Source organism: Deltaproteobacteria bacterium HGW-Deltaproteobacteria-18 (assembly GCA_002841885.1).
Taxonomy (GTDB): Bacteria; Desulfobacterota; Desulfovibrionia; order Desulfovibrionales; family Desulfomicrobiaceae; genus Desulfomicrobium.
Genome location: PHBE01000007.1, coordinates 171,006 through 190,087 on the forward strand (window position 1 = coordinate 171,006; position 19,082 = coordinate 190,087).

Sequence of the window (19,082 nt, forward strand, 5' to 3'; positions counted from 1 at the left end):
GCCTTCTCCGTGCGTTCAGTCGCCTTTGCCGCGAGCATTTTGGCAGGCAGCGATTCACGGCCATTTCAAGAGTAGATTGATGAATATCAGTGCATATTCAAATCGGATCGTCAAGGTACGAATTGGTATTGCGATCGTTCAAGACAGGTTCCATTCCGGAATGGAGGCGGTAGCGGGAAGGAATTGATGATTCGCGCGGAGCGGTTGCGCTTGCTCCGTTGCGTGAGAAGGAATTTGAAAAAAAACGGGATGGTATCAAAGGGAATCGGCCAAGCCTTGTGCTGACTTTTCTTTCATATCATCCCGGCCATGCAAAAGCGCATGCAGGAGGGCTTGGCAGGTTCGTCACGGATCGGGGCCTTTCGTCATTCCCTCTTACCCGTTGACGGCAGGGACATCAGCCCTGTTTCTTCCAAATGCCGTCATCCGGAAACAGATGAGAACCGGTCGCTATCTCCAGAGGCTTTGCAAGCCAGTCCTTTGTGGTTTCAACCCAACGGACAAAGTGGGGAGTTGCTTTATGTGCTTCAAATGCATCTGCACTTTGATAGACTTCGTAAAGGTGAAGAAGATTTTCGTCTTCATGATCTTGAATAATATTGAAAAGTAGACAATCCGATTCATTTTTTACTGAACCACGCCCATCAGCGAGCATTTCTTCAATAAACATCGTTTTATGCTGGGGCTTGATATGGACTTTTACGATAACGGCGAACATGCATATCTCCTTTTGCTGTGTCAAAATGTTACATATATTTCAGGGCATGAGTTAATCTGAAAACTTGTACACGAGATGGATCGGTTACGGCAAGAATTTCGCACTGGAAAATTCTACTTGATCGCATTTTAAGTTTGGCTTGTCACGCCGCCCTCCAACTGTATTGGCCATTGAACTGCCAGTTTCCAGCAAAGCCTTCTTCAAGCTCCTCCGGTCTCGAGATCTTGATTCCAGAAAAACCAGACAAAATGTGTCTCGCACCCAGTTGCGAAGAACCCGCCGAATGCGCGCAGGTCTTGGCCTGTGCGGCATTTGGGCGTGACGGCTTGGAATGTACTTGTGGCACGGGGATTGAAAAGAGCATCATAAGGAATTCTATGAAAGGAGGGAATTATGAAGAGTTTCAAAATGACGGTGTCGCTGAGCATCGCATTGACCATGGCTTTTTTGTGCTGCGCCATTGGCGTTTATGCCCACAACGAAACGCTCGAGGAAGATATCATCATTGTGGCCAGAAATTACGTCTCGGTCGAACTGTCCAACACCGGCGTGGTCATGGGCAGCAAGAAGGGTCGTTTTCAACCGGCTGAATTCAAGGGAGTGGCGGGCACAACCGTGCTGCTCTTCATGTACAACAGGATTTCACGGGACAAATGCGTAGATCTGGTGTCCAACTTGTACGAGATGGACCCGGTCGCGATAGCGCCTCGCGTGGACCACGTCCTTGGCTTCCTGAAAGACAACAAGCTACTGTTGACAAGCAAGTACCCCAACCCGTCGCGAAATTTCGGGATGAACAAGTTCAGGATCGAGGAACAGTGATGCCGAAGGGGGATGGAGGTAACCGTTCTGGGAACCCCATCTTTCGATAATTTCAGGCTATGAGATAGTGCGCCTCCAATTCTAGGAGGTCAGCATGAAATCTCATATCGGTCAGAAGCGTGCGGCTTGGTGGCTCACCCGTGTGACGCAATGGCGGTAAGGCGACATGAGCAAGGCCAGGTATTGCCCAAGCATGGCCTTAATCTCAGTTCATTGCGGTACTGGCTGTGCAAGTCGCGCACGGCGTCACCGGATGCGGTCGTCGTGCTCTCCGCGATCGTTCCTTTTTGAAAAACTGATTAATGCGACGTGTCCATTCCGGCCTTACGATTAATCTCTTGTATCATCATGGCTCGCAGCGTCGAATCGTCGATGCAATCAAGACTGACTCTCATCCTTCCTGACGCCGCAGGTATAGATTTCGGTAGTGAAACGACGCCGGTCGTCTTGGCGCGATCGTTGCTTGAACAATCATGCAGCTGAGCGGGAGTTCGCTCTGGCGGTGCGTATTCGCTCTTACATCGAAACCCGACCCATATCCGATCACGTCGACCAGATGTTTTTGCACAAAGTCCATGTTTTGATGCAGCTCTGCCCGAGTTCAATATTCAGATTGCCGTCATGCGAAAAAATTTTACACCGCACTGATGTCCCGAGCAATTTCGCAAGGCGAGATCGGATTCAGGTTTCAGGAGCCTTTGGATGCCAATCACGGACCGCGATCTCAATCGTGAAGCGATACGGAGAACGCTTAGGCGGCGCGCCGGAAATTCCCCCGACGCGCTTGCCATAGCCAACGCGACATCTGAGATTTGGCTCCAGATGTCCGCTCGGTTGACACCCGTGATCGGCAGCAATGGTGTCGATGCCATTCTCGAGCAGGCGCTGCATCTGACGGGTGTCGTATTTCCCTGGCTTGCAAGTCCGGATGAGCAGATGGACAGCGACTCTCTTCCCGAGTGCATCGCGGAACTTATGGCAGGGCGCGAGCCGGTCGTGGCTGTGCAAGCAGGGAGCGCTCTGCTGATAACTTTCACTGAATTACTCGTCACCCTGATTGGAAATTCCCTGGCCAAGCGTCTGCTGGATCCGGTGTGGGATGTTGAATCCGCAGTGGAGGAGCAGGGGAAGACATCATGAGCCGGAAAATAGACGCGTCTCGCCTTGCCATTGCTGTTTCCGGGCCTGGAGCGGTTCTTGGCAGAGGAGCGACAAAGTTCATGACCATGGAATCTGAAGACAGATGCTGCACGCTTGGTTTCAGCTTTCAGGGCAAAGAGCTACAGGAGGGCGAAAAGGAAGGTGGTGGGTTTGTCTTCGGGGAAAATCTGCCCGGTAACGGTGTGCTACCGCGATAACGTCCGACGCTGCCTTTCGTTGTGAGCGAGCAGGAGTGCCCATGCTGAGCAGAACTGGCTTGAAATACAGACACCTTGCATCCAGGAAGTCGCTCAAGTGGCGTGCGTTTGCCCTGTCGTCAAGCTGCAAGGCTCCGGGAACACTTTCCGAATGTAAACAGGAGGTTGGCACAAGGATGGCGCAAAAAGCAAAGCCGACCGGTCATGAGGGTGGGGCTTTTGACAGGCGCAGTGAAGCGTTCATTGTGGGCAAAAAGGCATTGCGGGCGCGCAAGAACGCCGAAAAGGTCAAAGGTGAATTCTGTGCGGAAATGGAAAGCAGGCTGCGTGAAGCAAACGAGAATCTCGTTATCGCCTCGATCAACGCGCACATGATGACCGAGGCGGTCGAGAGGGCCGCTGCTCATCTGTCTCACATGGCCGAACATGACCTGCTCACGGGGGTGCCGAACCGAGCGCTTCTGACGGATCGTCTGAACCAATCGATGTTGCTTGCAAAACGCCACCGCAACAAAGTGGCGTTGATGTTTTTGGATCTCGATCACTTCAAACATATCAACGACTCGATGGGGCATGCGGTTGGGGACCAGCTGTTGCAATCCGTCGCAACACGTCTGCAGGCAAGCGTCCGCAGTTCGGACACGGTCAGTCGGTATGGTGGCGATGAATTCGTGGTTCTGCTCCCGGAAGTCGATGATGTTCGGAGCGCAGTCCTTACCGCAAAGAAACTGCTTCAAAGTGTAGGGGAACCCCATCTCATTTCCAGACAGGAACTCCGAATCAGCTTGAGCATCGGTATCAGCATGTACCCAGATGACGGCGTTGATGCCGAGATGCTGATACGCAAGGCGGACATCGCGATGTATCAGGCCAAAAGAAGCGGTCGCAACAGTTATGAGATATTCTCTTCGGGCATGAACGCCAATTCGGTCATGCGAAAGTCCGCTGAGCAGGCGCTGGAACGCGCGCTCAGACAAGGTGAATTCATTCTGTATTACCAGCCGACCGTTCAACTGGAGACCGGCGTCATTACCGGTGCCGAGGTCTTGCTGCGCTGGGAGCGTTTCGGGCAGAGGCTGAACTTTCCGGCACAATTCATCACAGTTGCCAAGAGCAGTGGCCTCATTTTGCCGATCGGGCAGTGGGTGGTTCGTGAAGCTTGCAGGCAGACGCAGGCCTGGTTGCAGTGCGGCCTCGACCTGGAACGGATCGCGGTTAATGTTTCGGCCGTTGAATTCAGCGACAGGTGTTTTTTGTCCAAAGTCCGCGCCATTCTGGAAGAAACGGGACTGGATCCACATTATCTGCAAATTGAAATGAGCGAAGACGGTCTGTCGCGGAATCCGCAGCAAGCTTTGCCCGCCTTGCATGAACTCAGGAACCTCGGGGTGCAGATCGCCGTGGATAACTTTGGAACAGGGTATGCCAGTCTGAGTTTTTTGCGGGAGTTTCCGATTGACACAGTCAAGATTGACAAGTCGTTCGTGCACAATGTCGATGCCAAGCCAGGAAGGGCCGTTTTCACTGCCCTCATGGCGATGGCGCGGGGATTCAATCACCGGATCGTGGCCGAAGGTATTGAAACTAAGACACAACATGCCTTCCTGAAGAGACACGCCTGTGTCGAGGGCCAAGGATACTACCTGGCTCGGCCGATGGTGGACAAGGCTTTCACCGCATTGACCGCCGAAAGAAATTCATTGCAGCGGGGGCAGGGATAATCGGCGCTGGCTGGGGGCCTCCTCAACAGCAAAGCTCTTGCTCATGGCTATGAGTTTTGACTTCAGTCCGCAGCCTCAAAAAAAATCCCCCCTCCCTGGTGGCTTGTCAGGGAGGGGTATGCTCAACTCGTGGGTTCTTCGCCTGACGCCACAATGAATGTCGGGGTTGCGCCATCGTTAGCAAGGAGAGGCAATTCTCCGCCATCTATTCGTGTCGCGGGCATGTCACGAGCGTTTGCCTGGTTCGAGCTTGTTCTCGCGATTAAGTGTGGCATCGCGAGATAAGTCCGGATGTCGATTGTTTCCCTCCCTGAGGTAGTCGTCGCAGTGACGGTTATTCTCATCACCGGAATGGATTTCGTTTTTTACCACTACATGTTCTGTGCCAAAGAATGGCTTTATTTGCGCCGAGCGGAAGTTTGGTGGCGCCTGTGCGTTCTCCGAGATTCCTCTAGCTTTTTTTAAAGCCCAGAACACGACTTGCAATATTTGCGAAGTGCAATGCAGGCAGAAGTGGGCAGGTCAGTGCGATTGCGGGAGTGGGGAAACGAAAAAAACATGTCGAGATGTAAATTTTTCCGACAGGGTGGCATGCAAAATCTTACAGTGTAATGATGTTTTTATCATGGATGTGATTGAAGAAAATATATTTTTGTCATTGGGTACGCTACATGCCCATGTCGATACAGATTGTCCTGCTGGTACGTTCGTTGCTGGATGTAGTGAAAAAAAAGCATTCATCATCAATATTTTCAATCACGACCTGCGTGCAGGATTTTTGAAAATATGAAAAATGCCTCAAGGCAGGATCAATCATGTCGACGCAAGAACAAAAAATCAGAAAGTGGAAGCGTCATGCCTGTATGTTTCCCTGCGGGATCATATGCGGAAAAAAGAAGGACACGATCGTGTTGGGCCGTATCCTCAACATGAGTAGGCAAGGGTTTCTCATAGAGACGGATTGCGTCTTCAACGTTGGCGACACCTTGTCGATTATCGCAAGTCCCGGGAGAGAGGTGGATGGTTATGATTTGAGTGACAGCTATCAGGGCCTCGTTCGCTGGGGACAGAACGATCCGGCTTCGCTCACGGGGACGTATTCCGTAGGCGTGGAACTCGCCGTTCCCATCGCTTCTCCGGAAGTGGAGGCGCAGCGGACAAACTGATCTTCGCAGTGCATCACTCAAAAGGTCTCTCGTATGTGAGATCCAGGCCTGCACGTTCGAAGGTCCCGCAGATCCATTGGTTGTATCTCTTGGCATGTAAGATTGCCCCGAAAGTATGTCGGAAAACTTTACAGTGCGTGTTTTTTTCGAGCCTTCTTTGGATTATAGTTGAATAATATTATATGTTTGTGTTTTGGCATGTTCGGTGCATTGTGCCGTGAGAACGATATAATTATTTAACATTGGAGTGCTACTGTGAAGAAAAAAATAGCAGCGACATGCTTGGCGGCGGCATTTATCTTTTCGGCGACATTAGTTTCCGCAGCTCTGGTTACGCAGTGGTCGTATGTCAATGATGCTATTTTTGTCGATTGGAGCAACGAAGTCGGTACTCAAGATTATACGAATCTAAGCTCTGATAAAAAAACATTGGCCTGGGGAGTTCCGTCTGTATTCTCTAAAACAGGACTACAAAGTTCACTTGTTATCGACGGGCCTGTCAGTGGCGACAATCTGATGAATTCTGGTGCGCTTGTAAAGGCCATTTCTATTACGCACTTTAATCATGTAATGAGCTCTGCATATCCTACACTTGCATATGGAAAAGTCGAAGCTAATGTTGAGTTTTCGCCATTTTTACCTGCAGGATTGCCTCTTCCTGTAGAAACAACATATCTTGAGTTTCTGTTCTTCGAGACTCCAAACAATAACGCTGCGACTGCCATGGATATATTCATTCTCACCGATCCTGGAGCAACAAGCAGCACATTCTACTACGATGGTTACACATACAACTTCTCCTTCATAAGCGACGGATTCGGGCTCCTCACTGGTGCTTATCATGATTACATTGTCAGTCAGCTGGGAGTGGACACAGACTATTATGGCTGGCTTGCAAATGAGGACGGCAGCACGTCGGCTCAGTTCTACCTCGGCATCTCGGCTGCGCCTGTCCCCGAGCCGGCCACCATGCTTCTTGTCGGCGCCGGCCTGCTTGGCCTGGGTCTGGCGGTGCGACGCAACAAGAAGAATTGATCACGCATTTTCGATCAGCATGAAAAGGTCGGGGAGCATGAGCTACCCGGCCTTTTTTTGATTCCGTATCCCGGTTGCACTGTTCAAAGCAGGTCGAGCTGAAAATGGATTAACGCAACTGCAGCGGTCGCCTTGGATTTTGCATGGCTGCATGCGATTTGGCTTTTATGGTTCCCGCGCATCCATGAGGGAGAGTTGGCTGATGGAGATATTGCTGGCGATTGCCGCAATTCTTGTTTGTCAGGGCATGCAGGCTTTGGACGATTTCTTGAGCCGGGTAGGGGCTGTTTCCCTGGCTCACGGGATGCTGCTCGGCTATGGTCAGATTTTTGTGGCCAAAAGTATTGTTGAGTGGGGCGGGTCGAGCTTGGGCTGGATAGTCGTTGCCCTGATCTGCATCGTGAGCGTTGCCGTGTCGATGTACAAGATCCATCGATTCGGGAGTCGCTGGGTCTTTGCCTTCAATTTCGGAGTTGTCGTCGGCCTTCTCTACGGCGGGATTTCGCTGATGTGAGGCGCCTCGTTTGTGAAACATCCCGCTGTGTCGAACCATTTCCTCACGATTTACCAAAACCACCACTTTTCCGTGCTCAGCACAAATGCGGCCAGGGCCAGATTGGTCACTGCGTGGGACAGAACGCATTGAGCCAGGCTTCTGGTTCTGTAGAGCAGCCAGGAATAGGCCATGCCGGCCATGATTCCGGCGAGGATGAAATGATGGGCCAAGCCAAAGAGCACGGCTCCGGCCAGAAATGAAACCCAGGTGAATGTCCCGAGAGGGACTTTGGTAAAATTCGGGTTGATTACGTAGCGCAGAATAAAGGATCGCCAGAAGATTTCCTCCATGATCGGGACAATGAGCACAGCGCTTCCGATACGGATGAAGGTCATGGCCCGGCGCAGGCCGGGGTCCGGAAAGATGCCGGGGTTGAAGCCGGGAGGTTCGCTCAGCGCCCCAAAGGTCCAGTCCATGTTGACCCACAGCGCAAAGACCGCAAGCCCCAGCGCGATGCTCCCCAAGGTCTGGATGCCTCTGGTCAGATCGGTCCAGCGCAGTTCCGTGTAGGCCCGGCGACACAGGAAGAGGGCGATACCGGCGACCAGGGGTTTGAGTGGGTAAAGCAGGGCGAAGGTGGAATCCTGGATGCTGATCCAGGCTTTGCCATCCATGAAACGCAATCCTTCCTCCATGCCGATGACGGCCATGAAGAGGGCAAAAGGCAATACGCGCGGCCAAGCTTTGTTGTTCATTGCCTGGCTGTTAAGCTAAAAGCGTGCCTGTTTGCAACGCGTGCCGTGAGTTCAGGACGATTTTGATGCTACTCGCCGAATCCAGGGGCTCCGTTGAAGATTATCACGATGTCGCCAATTTCCTGCAACAGGTCGTTCAGCACCGTCGAAAATCATTCCATTGCAGGAGATAGTATATTATTTTCAGATAGTTAAAAACGTGAAGCCCTTCTCCAAGAGTGGGTATTTTATTTTACGGTACCTTTTATTGAGTAACCGTTGGGGCCGGACTGGAAAACAAAGACACGCATTGTCGGATAATCTTACATTACTTTGTCGCGCATTTACAATAAGTTGAATGATTAATGGGTTATAGGTGTTGGCATTTATTCTGCTTGAATAGATAAACATTCAAAGGGCACCAAAAAGAAATCAACGGGAGGAAAGAATCATGAAATCGCTTGTCAAGGGCAGTCTTTGCGCGACAGTGCTAATGTTTTTTTTGGCCTCGTCGGCATGGGCAAGTATTTGGTTGCCTGAGCCAGTCTTTCCTAATGCAATACCATACGATGAATATTATTCATATTCTACAAGTATATTAAAACAGCTTTATCCAGACTATTCTGTTTATCCATCAAATCAAGGTTCACTCAAAGATGAACTAAAAATATGGTGGGGTGACAGTGAAAGTGCAGAGAAGGCTGCTGGTGACAATTTAAATATTAGGGGTGGATATGACTTTCCTGATCCCCTGTCATTCCCGAATTCAGGTTCAACTACTGAGTTTAACACTGATTTGAGTCTCAGTTGGATAGTTTCCGTAGATTTACTGTATGATTTTTTGCAAAGCGAATTTGATGGTTCAAACATCCCTGTTTTTGCATTTGATATTAATCAGATAGGAAATCAGCCTAACATGGTCGGCAATGGTTACGTAGCGATTGTCGACGAATTTAACGCGGTTGTTCCTTATGCATCAGATTTTTTTGGTCTTGCAGAGTGGGCTTTTGACAGTTCACCTAATGGCGAATTTGACGAGGATGCTCTTGTTGAAGTGCCTAATACTCGAACTGTAGAATTCATGGGTGTTGAATACTCGTTCGATACGACTGGAACAAACGACGTGGACTTTCTGGTGTATGCTCCGACGATGGATTTGGCCCAGTTTATTGGTCAGGGCCTATTCTTCACGGCGACCTTCCAGTATCGGCTTTTGAGTGATGGTTTTGAAGATTTCTTCATTCTTGGTTACAGAAGCGACAATCCTCCCCCGCCTCCAGTGCCTGAGCCGGCCACCGTGGCCCTGCTGGGAATCGGAATGGTGGCTCTGGCATTAACAAGCCGCAAACTGCGCAAATAAAAGTATCCGCTCCTGGTGAAAAAAATCGGAACATCCCAAGGATGTTCCGATTTTTTTTATGTAAAACACTGGAAATTCGAAAAATTTATGTTGAGCGCCGATGAGGGTGGTGTTTTCTAATGCGGGCGGGGTCATCGTGAAGGCGCCTCCTGGATGGGAGGCATTCTCTGTCTGTAAATTTAAACTGGAAAAATGTCGGGAGAATTTACATTTTTTGAGCTCAAGTTACCTTGCGTGCGTATAACCATTTGATATTACATTTTTAAGTCTTGGCATGGACCATGCTATCAAGCAGTAACCGCAAGATATCTATTTTAACATCGGGAGGACTACCATGAGGAAAAGTTTAACTGTAACCTGTTTTTTGGCTGTGGCGTTTCTTTTCTTGGCGACGTTTGCCTCCGCTGCCTTGGTGACTCAGTGGTCGTATACCAATGACGCCAACTTCGTTGATTGGCTCAACGACGAAGGAGACCAGGCCTTTATGTCAGTAAGCCCTGATCTGAAAACCCTGTCCTGGGGCGTTCCGGCGTTGACGAGTGAGACCGGGTTGCAAAGCTCGCTTGTGCTTAACGCGCCTGTAAGCGGTGATGACCTGATGACTTTTGGGTCTGCGGTAGAAGTGGTTTCAATCACGCACTTCAACCATGTTCTTTCTTCACTGTTTCCAACCCTTGCATATGGAAAGGTTGCGGCGACCATTCAGTTTACTCCGTTTGTTCCTGCCGGACCCGCGCAGCTTCCCGACACCGCCTATCTGGAGTTTCTGTTCTTTGAAACCCCGAATAATGAAGTAACGCCAATGGATATTTTTATCCTCACCGACCCAGGCCTGACCGCAGGATCGTTTGACTATGACGGCTACAGGTATGATTTTGAGTTCAACAGCAACGGCTTCGGACTCATCACTGGCGCTTACCATGATTATATTGTCGGTCAGCTGGGTGTGGATACGGATTATTTTGGCTGGCTTACAAGTGAGGATGGCGACACCTCGGCTCAGTTCAACCTGAGCATTGTGGCCGCTCCTGTTCCTGAACCTGCCACCATGCTTCTTCTCGGTGCGGGTCTGCTTGGTCTCGGCATAGCGGTCCGTCGCAACAAGAAGAACTGATCAGACTGTTTTCGACAGATGAAGGCCGGGGAGCATCTGCTTCCCGGCCGTTTTGCGTTTTGTGAGGTTCTCTGCCCTGAGCGGGTCAAGGGTTATTCAATCAGAAAATCGCCTACTCCACGCCGCAGGGTGCGGTGCCGGATTCCGGGGCCGTAGCCTGTGCGAAAGAGCATGACCAGGCCCTGCTTTTCAAAATCTACGGTCGCGAACAATCCCATAAAATCCTGCCAAACCCGTTCCAGCAATTTCTGGTGCCTTTCGGAAAAACTCGTCGGGCCTTCCCAGAGCCAGCGCAGCCAGAAGAGGGTGACTGCGGTCATGGGCTGCATTTGCAGGCCATGGTGCTCCATTGCCAGCCAGATGCGCTGCAAGGCCTGTCCACTGAGCAGAAAGTCCCTTGGCTCCAATCCATCGATCACCACCATCCCGGCAGCTCCGCTGTTCAGGATGCCCTGGGCCGAGTGCAAAGCCACCATCCGGCCGAGGCCAATGCCGTTTGCGACGCGCATTGCCGGCCAGGGTTTTGTCAGGCGCAGGAATGCTTCCCCTGACAATCCGGCTTCCAGGTTTTTGAGGGGCAGCCCGTCGCGGCGCTGCTGCGCCTCCTGGGCGTTGAAGCGGATCATGGACGTGAAATGCTCGTGCAGTCCCTGATGCTCGGTGCGGATCCTGTCGGCCAGGTAGATCACCCTGGCAAGTTTTCGGAGCTGAGGACGGTCGGTGAGCAGATGCAGCTGCGCTTCGGGAATGCTCCGGATGCGAGCTTTGAGATCGGCCTGCACCCAATCGGGCAGAGGGCGCTTGCTGAAGGGCCTCCGGTTGGTGCAGCGCGTCCAGATGTGTCGGGCCAGGGGGGCTGTTGTTTGGTTGCCCGGCTGTATGCGCACGGTGCCCATCAGATTTTCCTGCACGGCATCCGGCAGGATCTGCGTGGTTGCGTCCAGGCCCAAAGTAGTGGCGGCGAGACGCATGTTTTCCATTGCCGCTCCGCAGGCGATGATGGAGGCGGTCTGGCGAACGTTGAAAAAGGACACGTCAGCTTGTGGATTCAGGAAGACATGGATGTCGTTGCCCTCCAGACGGAATTGCCAGGGCTGGACATTATCCCCGGAGGGCGCTTGAACTGCGGCCTGCAGCAGGTAGGTGACGACATCCTGGGGAAGAGAGTCAAAATGCGAGGCGCTTGGAACAGGTTGGTCCGGGATACGCACCCGAGCCTTGTCTGTAGCTTTGATCAGCACGTGTTGCACGTACCAGAGTTTGGCGCGCTGGCTTAGGGCGCGATTGCCCCTGGCCAGTCGTCCTTTGCGGAGCGCCTGCAGAAAGGGGTCGAACTGCATGAAACAGGGGGCCGGTTTGAGTCCCGGCTTGCCAAGAATGATGCGTACCGCCTCGGTGGCGGCAAGAGACGAACAGAGCTGGCAGGCGATGTTCAGGGACGGGCCTTTGCCGCCCTTGAGGTCCACCCTGGACAGGTCCATGTACCCGATATGTGTGGGCCTGGGGGCTAGGCCCATGGCGAAGCGCAGGTATTTCTGCTCCTCCGGCAGTTCCCCGCCCACGTCGAAATAGTCGTCAAAGCCCATGCCTTGCGGGGTGAAGACCAAGAGGGCCGAACTGAAGCCCAAAGGCCCGGCCGTGATCACGGGCACGCCCATGGCCCGGGCCGTGTTGAACAGGGTTCGGCGGATTTCGAACTGGAAGAAATCCAGTCCGTCCAGGACCACGTCCACGCCCGTCAGAAAGGCTTCCATGTTGTCCCTGGTCAGCCCTGCGGGATAGGGGGTGATGTCCAGGAACGGGTTGATGCTGTGCCCCTCTTCGATCATGACCTCCAGTTTGGGGCGACCGAAGGATGGAACCTTGGCCCCGAACTGGCGATTCACGTTGACTGGTTCGAACTGGTCGAAGTCGGCCAGATTGTATCGGCCGATTCCGGTGCGCACGAGATTGATCAAATGCACTCCGCCCACACCGCCCATGCCCGGAATGGCGACCCTGGCCTGGGCCAGTCGCTCCTGCTCGCCAGGCGAAAACAGTCCGATGTTGCGGGAAAAGGCGGCCTCGAGATAGGCCTTTGCGTTTGGAAAGCCGAGGGTCTGCAACGTTGCCAGATGATCATCTTGTTTCATGCTCGATCCCCTTCTTCTGAAGAGATGCCCGGCGGTTGCGGGACGTCTCCTGCGTGTTTGATGCCCGGCTTGCTTCCGCCCTGTCACCCGCTCCTGCCGTCAAAGGAAAGCATGACCGCCGGCAGGACGATCAGATCGCTGATCCAGGCAGTGATCATGATCACTGCGCTCAGGCCTCCGAAGCTCATGGTGGGCACGAAGCTGCTGAAAAGAAGCACGCTGAAGCCGATGACCAGGATCAGCGATGAAGCGGAAATGGCCAGACCCTTTTCCAGGATGGATCGTCGCAAAGCCTCGCGCATGGGCAGATTGTCGGCGCGCTTCCGGTTGTAATCGGTCAGAAAATGGATGGTGTCGTCTACAGCGATGCCCAGAGCAACGACGGAAATCAGGGCTGTGGATGTGTTCAGCGGGATTCCGAGCAATCCCATGGTCCCGAAGTTGAAAATGATCGGCAGTGTATTCGGGATCAGGCTGAGGGCCCCGGCGACAAAGGAGCGCAGGGCCAGGAACATGATGACCGTGATCACGGCGGCAGCCAGGGCCAGGCTCTCCACCTGTCCCCGGACCAAGGCGTCGATGGTGTTCACGTCCTGTACGGCTCGGCCGGTGACCCGGATTTGAAGGCCCTCGTGTTCGTTCTGGTCGATAAAGGCGCGTAGGGCGCGTATGAGTTTGTCCTGGCCTGCGGAGCTGTGTTCGGAGATGCGGATCAGGATGCGGGCCTGATCGTATTCCGGAGTGATGAATTCGTCCATTTCATCGGAGTCGTAGAGCAGCAAGTACTGGGAGACCAGTTCCCGGCTTTCGGGGATGACGTAGAAATCCGGGTTCTCGTTGTGAAAGGACATGTTCATGTCCTTCAGGAAATCCACAAAGGACATGGTCCGGTCGACACCCGGCAGGGTCAGGGCGAAGGCTTGCAGCCTTTCGATCATCGCCAGCCTGGCCGGATCGCGCAAGGCGTCCCTCTCCCCGGCCTTGACGGAAATATCCACCGTGCCGACTCCGCTCAGACGTGGCTCGACGTACGCGAGTTCCTGCCGCAGGGGGCTAGAGGGCTTGAAGTACTCCAGCAAGTTGGTCTCGACCCGGATCGTCGAGGCGGCCCACAGCGCGGCCAGGGCCAGAATCGCGACCAGGATGGTTACGGGACGGGCATACGTCTGCACGAAAGTGGAGAGACGGTGCAGAAAAGCCCCTATGCCGACATCCATGCGCTGGTGGGTGTATATGGTTTCTGCCCTGCACATGAGCATGAGCGGCGGCAGCAGCATGAAGGAAAATACAAACTCGAAGATCATCCCCAGCGAAGCCACATACCCGAATTCCTTGATCGGCGGGATGTCGCTCACGGCAAGGGAGATGAAGCCTACGGCCGTAGTCAGGCTGGTCAGAAAACAGGGGGTTATGACCCGTTGCAGGATGATCTCCAGGGCCTTGGCGGGAGAGTGCTCATGATCCAGCAGTTTTTTGTCCAGGTGGGCGAAAATATGCACGGAATCGGCCAGGGCCAGGGCCATGACGAGGGGCGGGACAATGGTAGTCACGTTGTTCAGCGTAATGCCGAGCAGGGGGAAGAGCCCCATGGTCGCCCCCGTGCACGCGGAGATGTTGACCAGGGCCAGCAGGGTCAGGCGCAGATTGCGGAAAAAGAGCCAGATGGTCAGGGTGATGAACAGGTAGGTCACCGGAATGAATACGGCCACATCCGACTTCATGTACTGGCTGAGGCTGAAGTTGGTCATGGTCCAGCCGGCCAGATGAAAACGGTCGACGAGTTCTTTGTGTCGAGAGAGCGCTGCCTCGGTTTGTTTGATGAGCCTCTTGCGAAAGCTCCCGTCCTTTGTGTCGGGTATTCTGGGAAAGACGATCAGGGCGGTGGTCTCCCCGTCGGCAGAGATGAGGTTGCCGGCATACAGCGGATTGCCCAACGCCTGCCCCCGCAGGATGCCGAGTCCCGGTGCGTCTTCCGGGATGCGCTCCAGGAAGGGGCGAACTTCGAAATATTCCTCCTCGCCGTGGATGTAGTCCACATTGGCCAGGCTCTGCACCTCCCGAACTTCGGGGATGCTTTCCAATTCCTGCGTGATGGCTGTGATCATGTGCAGGAGGGGGGGCGTGAACAGGTCCGGACTGGAAAAGGCGATGACGAAGAATTCGTCGTCGCCAAAGGTATCCTTGATGCTCTGGTAAAAGGCGACGTCCGGATCGTCCTCGACGGTGAAATAATCCACGTTGTCCACAGTCTGGATGCCGGGGAGTTGGAGCAGGAACGGGGCGGCCAAGCACAGGGCCAGCAAAAGGCAGAGAATGGGGGCGCGGGTGACCAGGCTGGCGATGTGCTTCATGGGTGGCCCGTGCGCATGGAGAATGAGCTGATGCGTTTCAGGAATGGATAGAGTTGCGTCAGATGTTCCATTTGGCACGGGGACAGCTTCTCGCAAAGTTCCTGTCGGGACTCGAAGAAGAACCGTGCATCCTCTTCACTCATGGGAGGCCTTTTATCATAGAACGTCCAGCCGTTGTTCAACTCCACCAAGGTACTTTTCATTTTGTAGAAAAACTCGTGGATATTGTCATCTACATCATAATCCTTGTATTTTTCCGATACCTTGTCTTCAATGTGATCCATGTTGATGCGCAAGGCGACTGCCGGAGCGCCAACTCCTGGGTAAAAACGTTCCTCCCCGAAGTTTTCGAACAAAAACATGGTCTTGTAGAAATTGACGTGCTTCGGATTGACCATGATGCATATATCATCAATTTTGTTCATCATTGAATATTCAAACATCGTCTTTGAAAGGAACACCATGAGATTGCACCAGCGTGTTTCTCTGGGCGTTGCCAAGGCTGATAGCTCGGTGATCATTCTTCCTCTGGATCGCAGTGAATCGAGTTCAGGCCTATACAGTACATCCATGGGCAATCCAAAGAGTTTGCTGTCGAAGATTTGGGTCAGGGTGGATATGACTGTGACATAGGTCCTGAAAATGAAAACGCACGTCGCCGGCAGCAGATTGTAAATGCTGAGATGCATTTCCGAAGAGTGCGGCTGCTGGATGTACCCCGAGGCAAGGTATTCCCTGTAGACGAGGGCGAAGGACTGAGACCACTCATCGCGGTTTTCCGCAATCTTGATGTTCGGTCGGTCTATTTCGTCCATCTTGGCCCTCAGCATGGCCGAGCGGCGAAGTCTGACGGATCTTCGGCGGTCCTGGCGCGTATTTTCGGAGAGATCGGTCATGGGTTCTCCATATTCGCGAGCATGAAAAAAAAGAGGAAAAGCAGACGCGGCTCGCGTCACGGCCCTGGTGACAAAAAGCAGGCGACTCTGCTCGCGATGGTTTCCTCCTGGCAGCGGCGTTTGTAGAGGCGTTAATGATCACTGCATATGCCATGCCTGAAACAGGTTTGGGGGAATCAGATCTGCAGGCCGGGGTACGAATTCCGGAGCAGGATTTTGCATTCCAGGGAAAGATCCTTCACGTCGTCCATGACGTCGGACAGGATGTGGTTGATAAGGCTCGTGTCCAGGGGGGCGAGGCGGAACCGGGGGAAGTCCAGGTCTTTGAAGATGCCGGTGATACGATCGCAGAGGGCGATCCGCAGGGACAGGTAGTGAGAGTTGAGGGTGTTGCGGTATGAGGCCATGAGACCGCTCTCCCCGAGTCGATCCCGCACGGTGGCAACGTTCGCGCGCAGCGCCACGGCCGGCGCGTTGACCCTGTGGTAGTGCTTCTCATCTCCGAAGATTTCCAGGTCGCAGAGCCTCTTGTAAATGGGGACATGCTTCGGGTTGACCATCACGCAGACATCGTCGACATCTTGGAATACGCAATACAGAAAGAGCAGTCTGGTGAAATTGTGAATGCCGATTCTCGAAAATCTCTGCGTGTTGGACGCCAGAGAGCACACTTCCACCACCTTACGCCGCTGCCTGCGCAGCGACGCAAGTTCCTTGCCGAACAAGTCATCCATGGGCAGGCCGAACTGACTGGAATCGGGAACAAGCGTTGCGGTGGATATTACGGTGTTTTCTGACTTGGCTAAAAGGACCGTTGTTTTGGGAAGCAAATGGTGCTTTGTGACCAATATCTCGTTTTTGTTTTCCTTTGTATATCCAGCCTGTACATACTCATGATACAAGAGATGGTAGGATTCAAGCAGTTCACATGCGGAATCCGCAACCTTGAACAGATAGTCAATCTCATCGGCTTGAGGAGAGTATTCTTTTTCCAGCGTGATCGATTTTGTGAAGTTAAGCCATCTATGTCTTTCAAGTGTCATTATATCTCCAGACAAATGTGTTTTAGTGTGTTGCTCGCAAGAGCGGCGCTATCACTGGTTCGCTTGGAACGCATGATAGCGCCGCTCTTGTCGGCGAATATCTTCGCCGCGAGCTGCCGGGGCTGAAGTGTTGCGTGTCCCCGAAGGTCGCGGCGCAGGTGGAGTGCGTTTTTTATCTAAAAATAATATTTGGCTTTGCAAAAGATCTGGTCATTGTCCCGGTAGCGGCCGAACAGGGAGTCTTCCGGGCCGAAAAAGACGTTTGCGCCCAAGGTGAATTCGAGATTTTTGTAGTAACTCAGGATGGCTTCCGGCGTCAGAAACGAGCCCCCGTCGCTCAGATCAAGGGCATAGCGCAACTTCAGCATGGCGTTTCCCCGCCAGAATTCGCGGTTGATCTCGCCGTTCAAGTAAAAATTGTCGCGCCGAAGGAACAGAATGCTGGACTCGTATTCAAACACGTGCTGGTGCGAGATCTGTACGTTCGCGTACCAGTCCTGTTCGCCCAGATAATCCACCCCCAGAACATAATGGAGTACGGGTTTGGCCACAGAGTCGAGGGACTCCGTGTTCAAGGTCTGTTTGTCGAAATAGGCCCCTTCGCCCCGAAATCCGAATTTGTCTGCGGTGGTTTCAAATTCCACGGCCCAGATGTGTTGCCTTTGGTAGTCGGCATGCAGGGTGGGCCCTGCGGGATTGGCCGGGTCAAAGCGCAGGCGGGGCGATTTTTCAGTGGCGTAGAGGTAGCTCGCTGCCACATCCCATCCCGCCAGCGATACGGAGGTGCGCAGGCCCAGGTCGGCGTTGTCCAGGCCCTTGCCGGGCTTGGACTCCTTGATTCTCAGTTCGCTCGGCTGATTGCCCAGGAGAGCCCAAGTGGTCCCGGAGAAGTCGAATTCGTTTTCCTCGAAAAAGGGGATGAAGATGCCTTCCAGCGTGACGTCGCCGGGGAACAGACGCATTCTGGCCATCCAGTTGGGAATCTTGCGGTCTTCCAGTTCCGGGACAAAAAATTCCCGCATATCCTGTGGATTGACGTTGTCCACGGGGCTGATCTGGTCCGTCTTGCCCCAGCGCACGATCTGCCTGCCCAAACGCAGATCCCAGTCGGGGGTGGCGTGGAAGAGATAGCCTTCGTAAAGATCCAGATCATATTCGTCCGTTGAATGTTCGGGGCCAAACCAGAGGTAGTCGGACTGCAGCGAGGCCAGGAGAAAGGTGGTCGATGCGCCGGGGGCGGCTGCAGAATCGTTGCCGGACAAAGGCGGAGTCCATTTTCCTTCAAGCCTGACCGTGTTGCGGAAGTTTCGCGCCTGTTCCGGGTCTCCTGATTCATGCAGTTCCTGCGCGATTTTTGCCAGGAGAAACCCCGAGATATCCAACCGCCCCCAGGGTGAAAGCTCTTCCTGGTTCTCGTCTGAAGCTTTGGAGTCTGCAAAGGTGAGGATTTTATTCTCAGCAGCGCCGTCTATGCCTGCCAAGGCCACGGGGTATGCCGGATGAACCTTTCCGTTGCCGGGTTCGACGGCCTGCGGTGGCGGGGTGGGAAGAGCGGGCTCCGGGAATGGCGTTGCCGGATTCATCGGAGCCAGGCTGACCACGATTCTGTGGGCGGCGCTTTCCTTGCTTGCGGGGATCGTGTCGATCCGGTGTGCCGCGTCGCGTTTCAAGTCCAGGACCACGCGCACGGTCTGTGGGTTGAATTGGGCCGCGCGGACGCGGAGGAGCAATGGATGCCGGGCGGGCAGCGTGGTGGCCGGGCCGGAAAGCCGTGCCTCGGTGATGTCGAGCACCAGGCGCTTGGAATCGTCCAGTACAAAAGAGCGCACGTCCCGGGGTGCCCTGGACAGATGGATGACCAGGGTTTGCGGCGCGTCAGCCGGGCTCAGGTCGAAAGATGATACCAGGACAGACGTGTTTGCAGAGGTCGGGATCGGGAAGAGGAACGATATGAGCAGAAGGGTGGCGTGCAGAAAAGGCGGCAAGGTTGATCCGGGTTGGCGGTGCGTCCCTCTGCAAGATGAGGGCGACCATTTTTGTCGAATTTTCATATGTTTCGGATCTCCCAGAACTGCGCTTCAATTTGTGCGCAATTTTTTTTCAGTAATGGAGAAAAATTGAGCATGTTCATGGGGT

The 19,082-nt window shown here is 53.5% G+C and carries 16 protein-coding genes; 9 read left to right on the forward strand and 7 right to left on the reverse strand.

Annotated features, from left to right (window positions below; all coding sequences use genetic code 11):
* Positions 1–397: 397 nt before the first annotated feature.
* A complete protein-coding gene (locus CVU60_07820) occupies positions 398–718 on the reverse strand; it encodes an antibiotic biosynthesis monooxygenase (protein ID PKN42117.1) in 321 nt (106 codons plus the stop codon).
* A gap of 393 nt (positions 719–1,111) precedes the next feature.
* Between CVU60_07820 and CVU60_07825 the strand changes: the two genes are divergently transcribed.
* The 7 genes from CVU60_07825 to CVU60_07855 all read left to right on the forward strand — a co-directional run bounded on the left by CVU60_07825 (position 1,112) and on the right by CVU60_07855 (position 7,334).
* The gene (locus CVU60_07825) at positions 1,112–1,540 is read left to right on the forward strand and encodes a hypothetical protein (protein PKN42118.1); all 429 of its coding nucleotides are present in this window, start codon (positions 1,112–1,114) and stop codon (positions 1,538–1,540) included.
* A gap of 702 nt (positions 1,541–2,242) precedes the next feature.
* The gene (locus CVU60_07830) at positions 2,243–2,680 is read left to right on the forward strand and encodes a hypothetical protein (GenBank protein PKN42119.1); all 438 of its coding nucleotides are present in this window, start codon (positions 2,243–2,245) and stop codon (positions 2,678–2,680) included.
* A complete protein-coding gene (locus CVU60_07835) occupies positions 2,677–2,898 on the forward strand; it encodes a hypothetical protein (GenBank protein ID PKN42120.1) in 222 nt (73 codons plus the stop codon). Before CVU60_07830 ends, CVU60_07835 begins: the two co-directional genes overlap by 4 nt.
* Before the next feature lie 41 nt (positions 2,899–2,939).
* A complete protein-coding gene (locus CVU60_07840; GenBank protein PKN42121.1) occupies positions 2,940–4,619 on the forward strand; it encodes a diguanylate cyclase in 1,680 nt (559 codons plus the stop codon).
* Positions 4,620–5,434: 815 nt separating this feature from the next.
* On the forward strand, positions 5,435–5,785 hold the full coding sequence (locus CVU60_07845) for a hypothetical protein (GenBank protein ID PKN42122.1): 351 nt from the start codon (positions 5,435–5,437) through the stop codon (positions 5,783–5,785).
* 255 nt (positions 5,786–6,040) lie between these two features.
* Complete coding sequence (locus CVU60_07850) at positions 6,041–6,820, forward strand: PEP-CTERM sorting domain-containing protein (GenBank protein PKN42123.1); 780 nt, start codon at positions 6,041–6,043, stop codon at positions 6,818–6,820.
* Between the two features lie 202 nt (positions 6,821–7,022).
* Entirely contained in the window at positions 7,023–7,334 is a 312-nt protein-coding gene (locus CVU60_07855; GenBank protein PKN42124.1) for a hypothetical protein, read from the forward strand.
* 50 nt (positions 7,335–7,384) lie between these two features.
* On the opposite strand, the gene CVU60_07860 is transcribed toward CVU60_07855, so the two are convergent.
* Positions 7,385–8,071, reverse strand: coding sequence for a CAAX prenyl protease-related protein (locus CVU60_07860; protein ID PKN42125.1), 687 nt, complete (start codon positions 8,069–8,071; stop codon positions 7,385–7,387).
* Between the two features lie 430 nt (positions 8,072–8,501).
* Between CVU60_07860 and CVU60_07865 the strand changes: the two genes are divergently transcribed.
* Together CVU60_07865 and CVU60_07870 are read left to right on the forward strand one after the other, a co-directional pair.
* Positions 8,502–9,410, forward strand: coding sequence for a hypothetical protein (locus CVU60_07865; GenBank protein ID PKN42126.1), 909 nt, complete (start codon positions 8,502–8,504; stop codon positions 9,408–9,410).
* 334 nt (positions 9,411–9,744) lie between these two features.
* Entirely contained in the window at positions 9,745–10,524 is a 780-nt protein-coding gene (locus CVU60_07870) for a PEP-CTERM sorting domain-containing protein (GenBank protein ID PKN42127.1), read from the forward strand.
* 92 nt (positions 10,525–10,616) lie between these two features.
* Here CVU60_07870 and CVU60_07875 read toward each other — a convergent pair whose 3' ends face one another.
* The 5 genes from CVU60_07875 to CVU60_07895 all read right to left on the reverse strand — a co-directional run bounded on the left by CVU60_07875 (position 10,617) and on the right by CVU60_07895 (position 18,997).
* A complete protein-coding gene (locus CVU60_07875; protein PKN42128.1) occupies positions 10,617–12,656 on the reverse strand; it encodes a hypothetical protein in 2,040 nt (679 codons plus the stop codon).
* 83 nt (positions 12,657–12,739) lie between these two features.
* Complete coding sequence (locus CVU60_07880) at positions 12,740–15,007, reverse strand: RND transporter (GenBank protein PKN42129.1); 2,268 nt, start codon at positions 15,005–15,007, stop codon at positions 12,740–12,742.
* Positions 15,004–15,903: a hypothetical protein gene (locus CVU60_07885; GenBank protein ID PKN42130.1), complete on the reverse strand. Its 900-nt coding sequence runs from the start codon at positions 15,901–15,903 to the stop codon at positions 15,004–15,006. The genes CVU60_07880 and CVU60_07885 overlap by 4 nt, the downstream gene beginning before the upstream one ends.
* Before the next feature lie 176 nt (positions 15,904–16,079).
* Complete coding sequence (locus CVU60_07890; GenBank protein ID PKN42131.1) at positions 16,080–16,946, reverse strand: hypothetical protein; 867 nt, start codon at positions 16,944–16,946, stop codon at positions 16,080–16,082.
* A gap of 176 nt (positions 16,947–17,122) precedes the next feature.
* On the reverse strand, positions 17,123–18,997 hold the full coding sequence (locus CVU60_07895) for a hypothetical protein (GenBank protein ID PKN42132.1): 1,875 nt from the start codon (positions 18,995–18,997) through the stop codon (positions 17,123–17,125).
* Positions 18,998–19,082 lie beyond the last annotated feature (85 nt).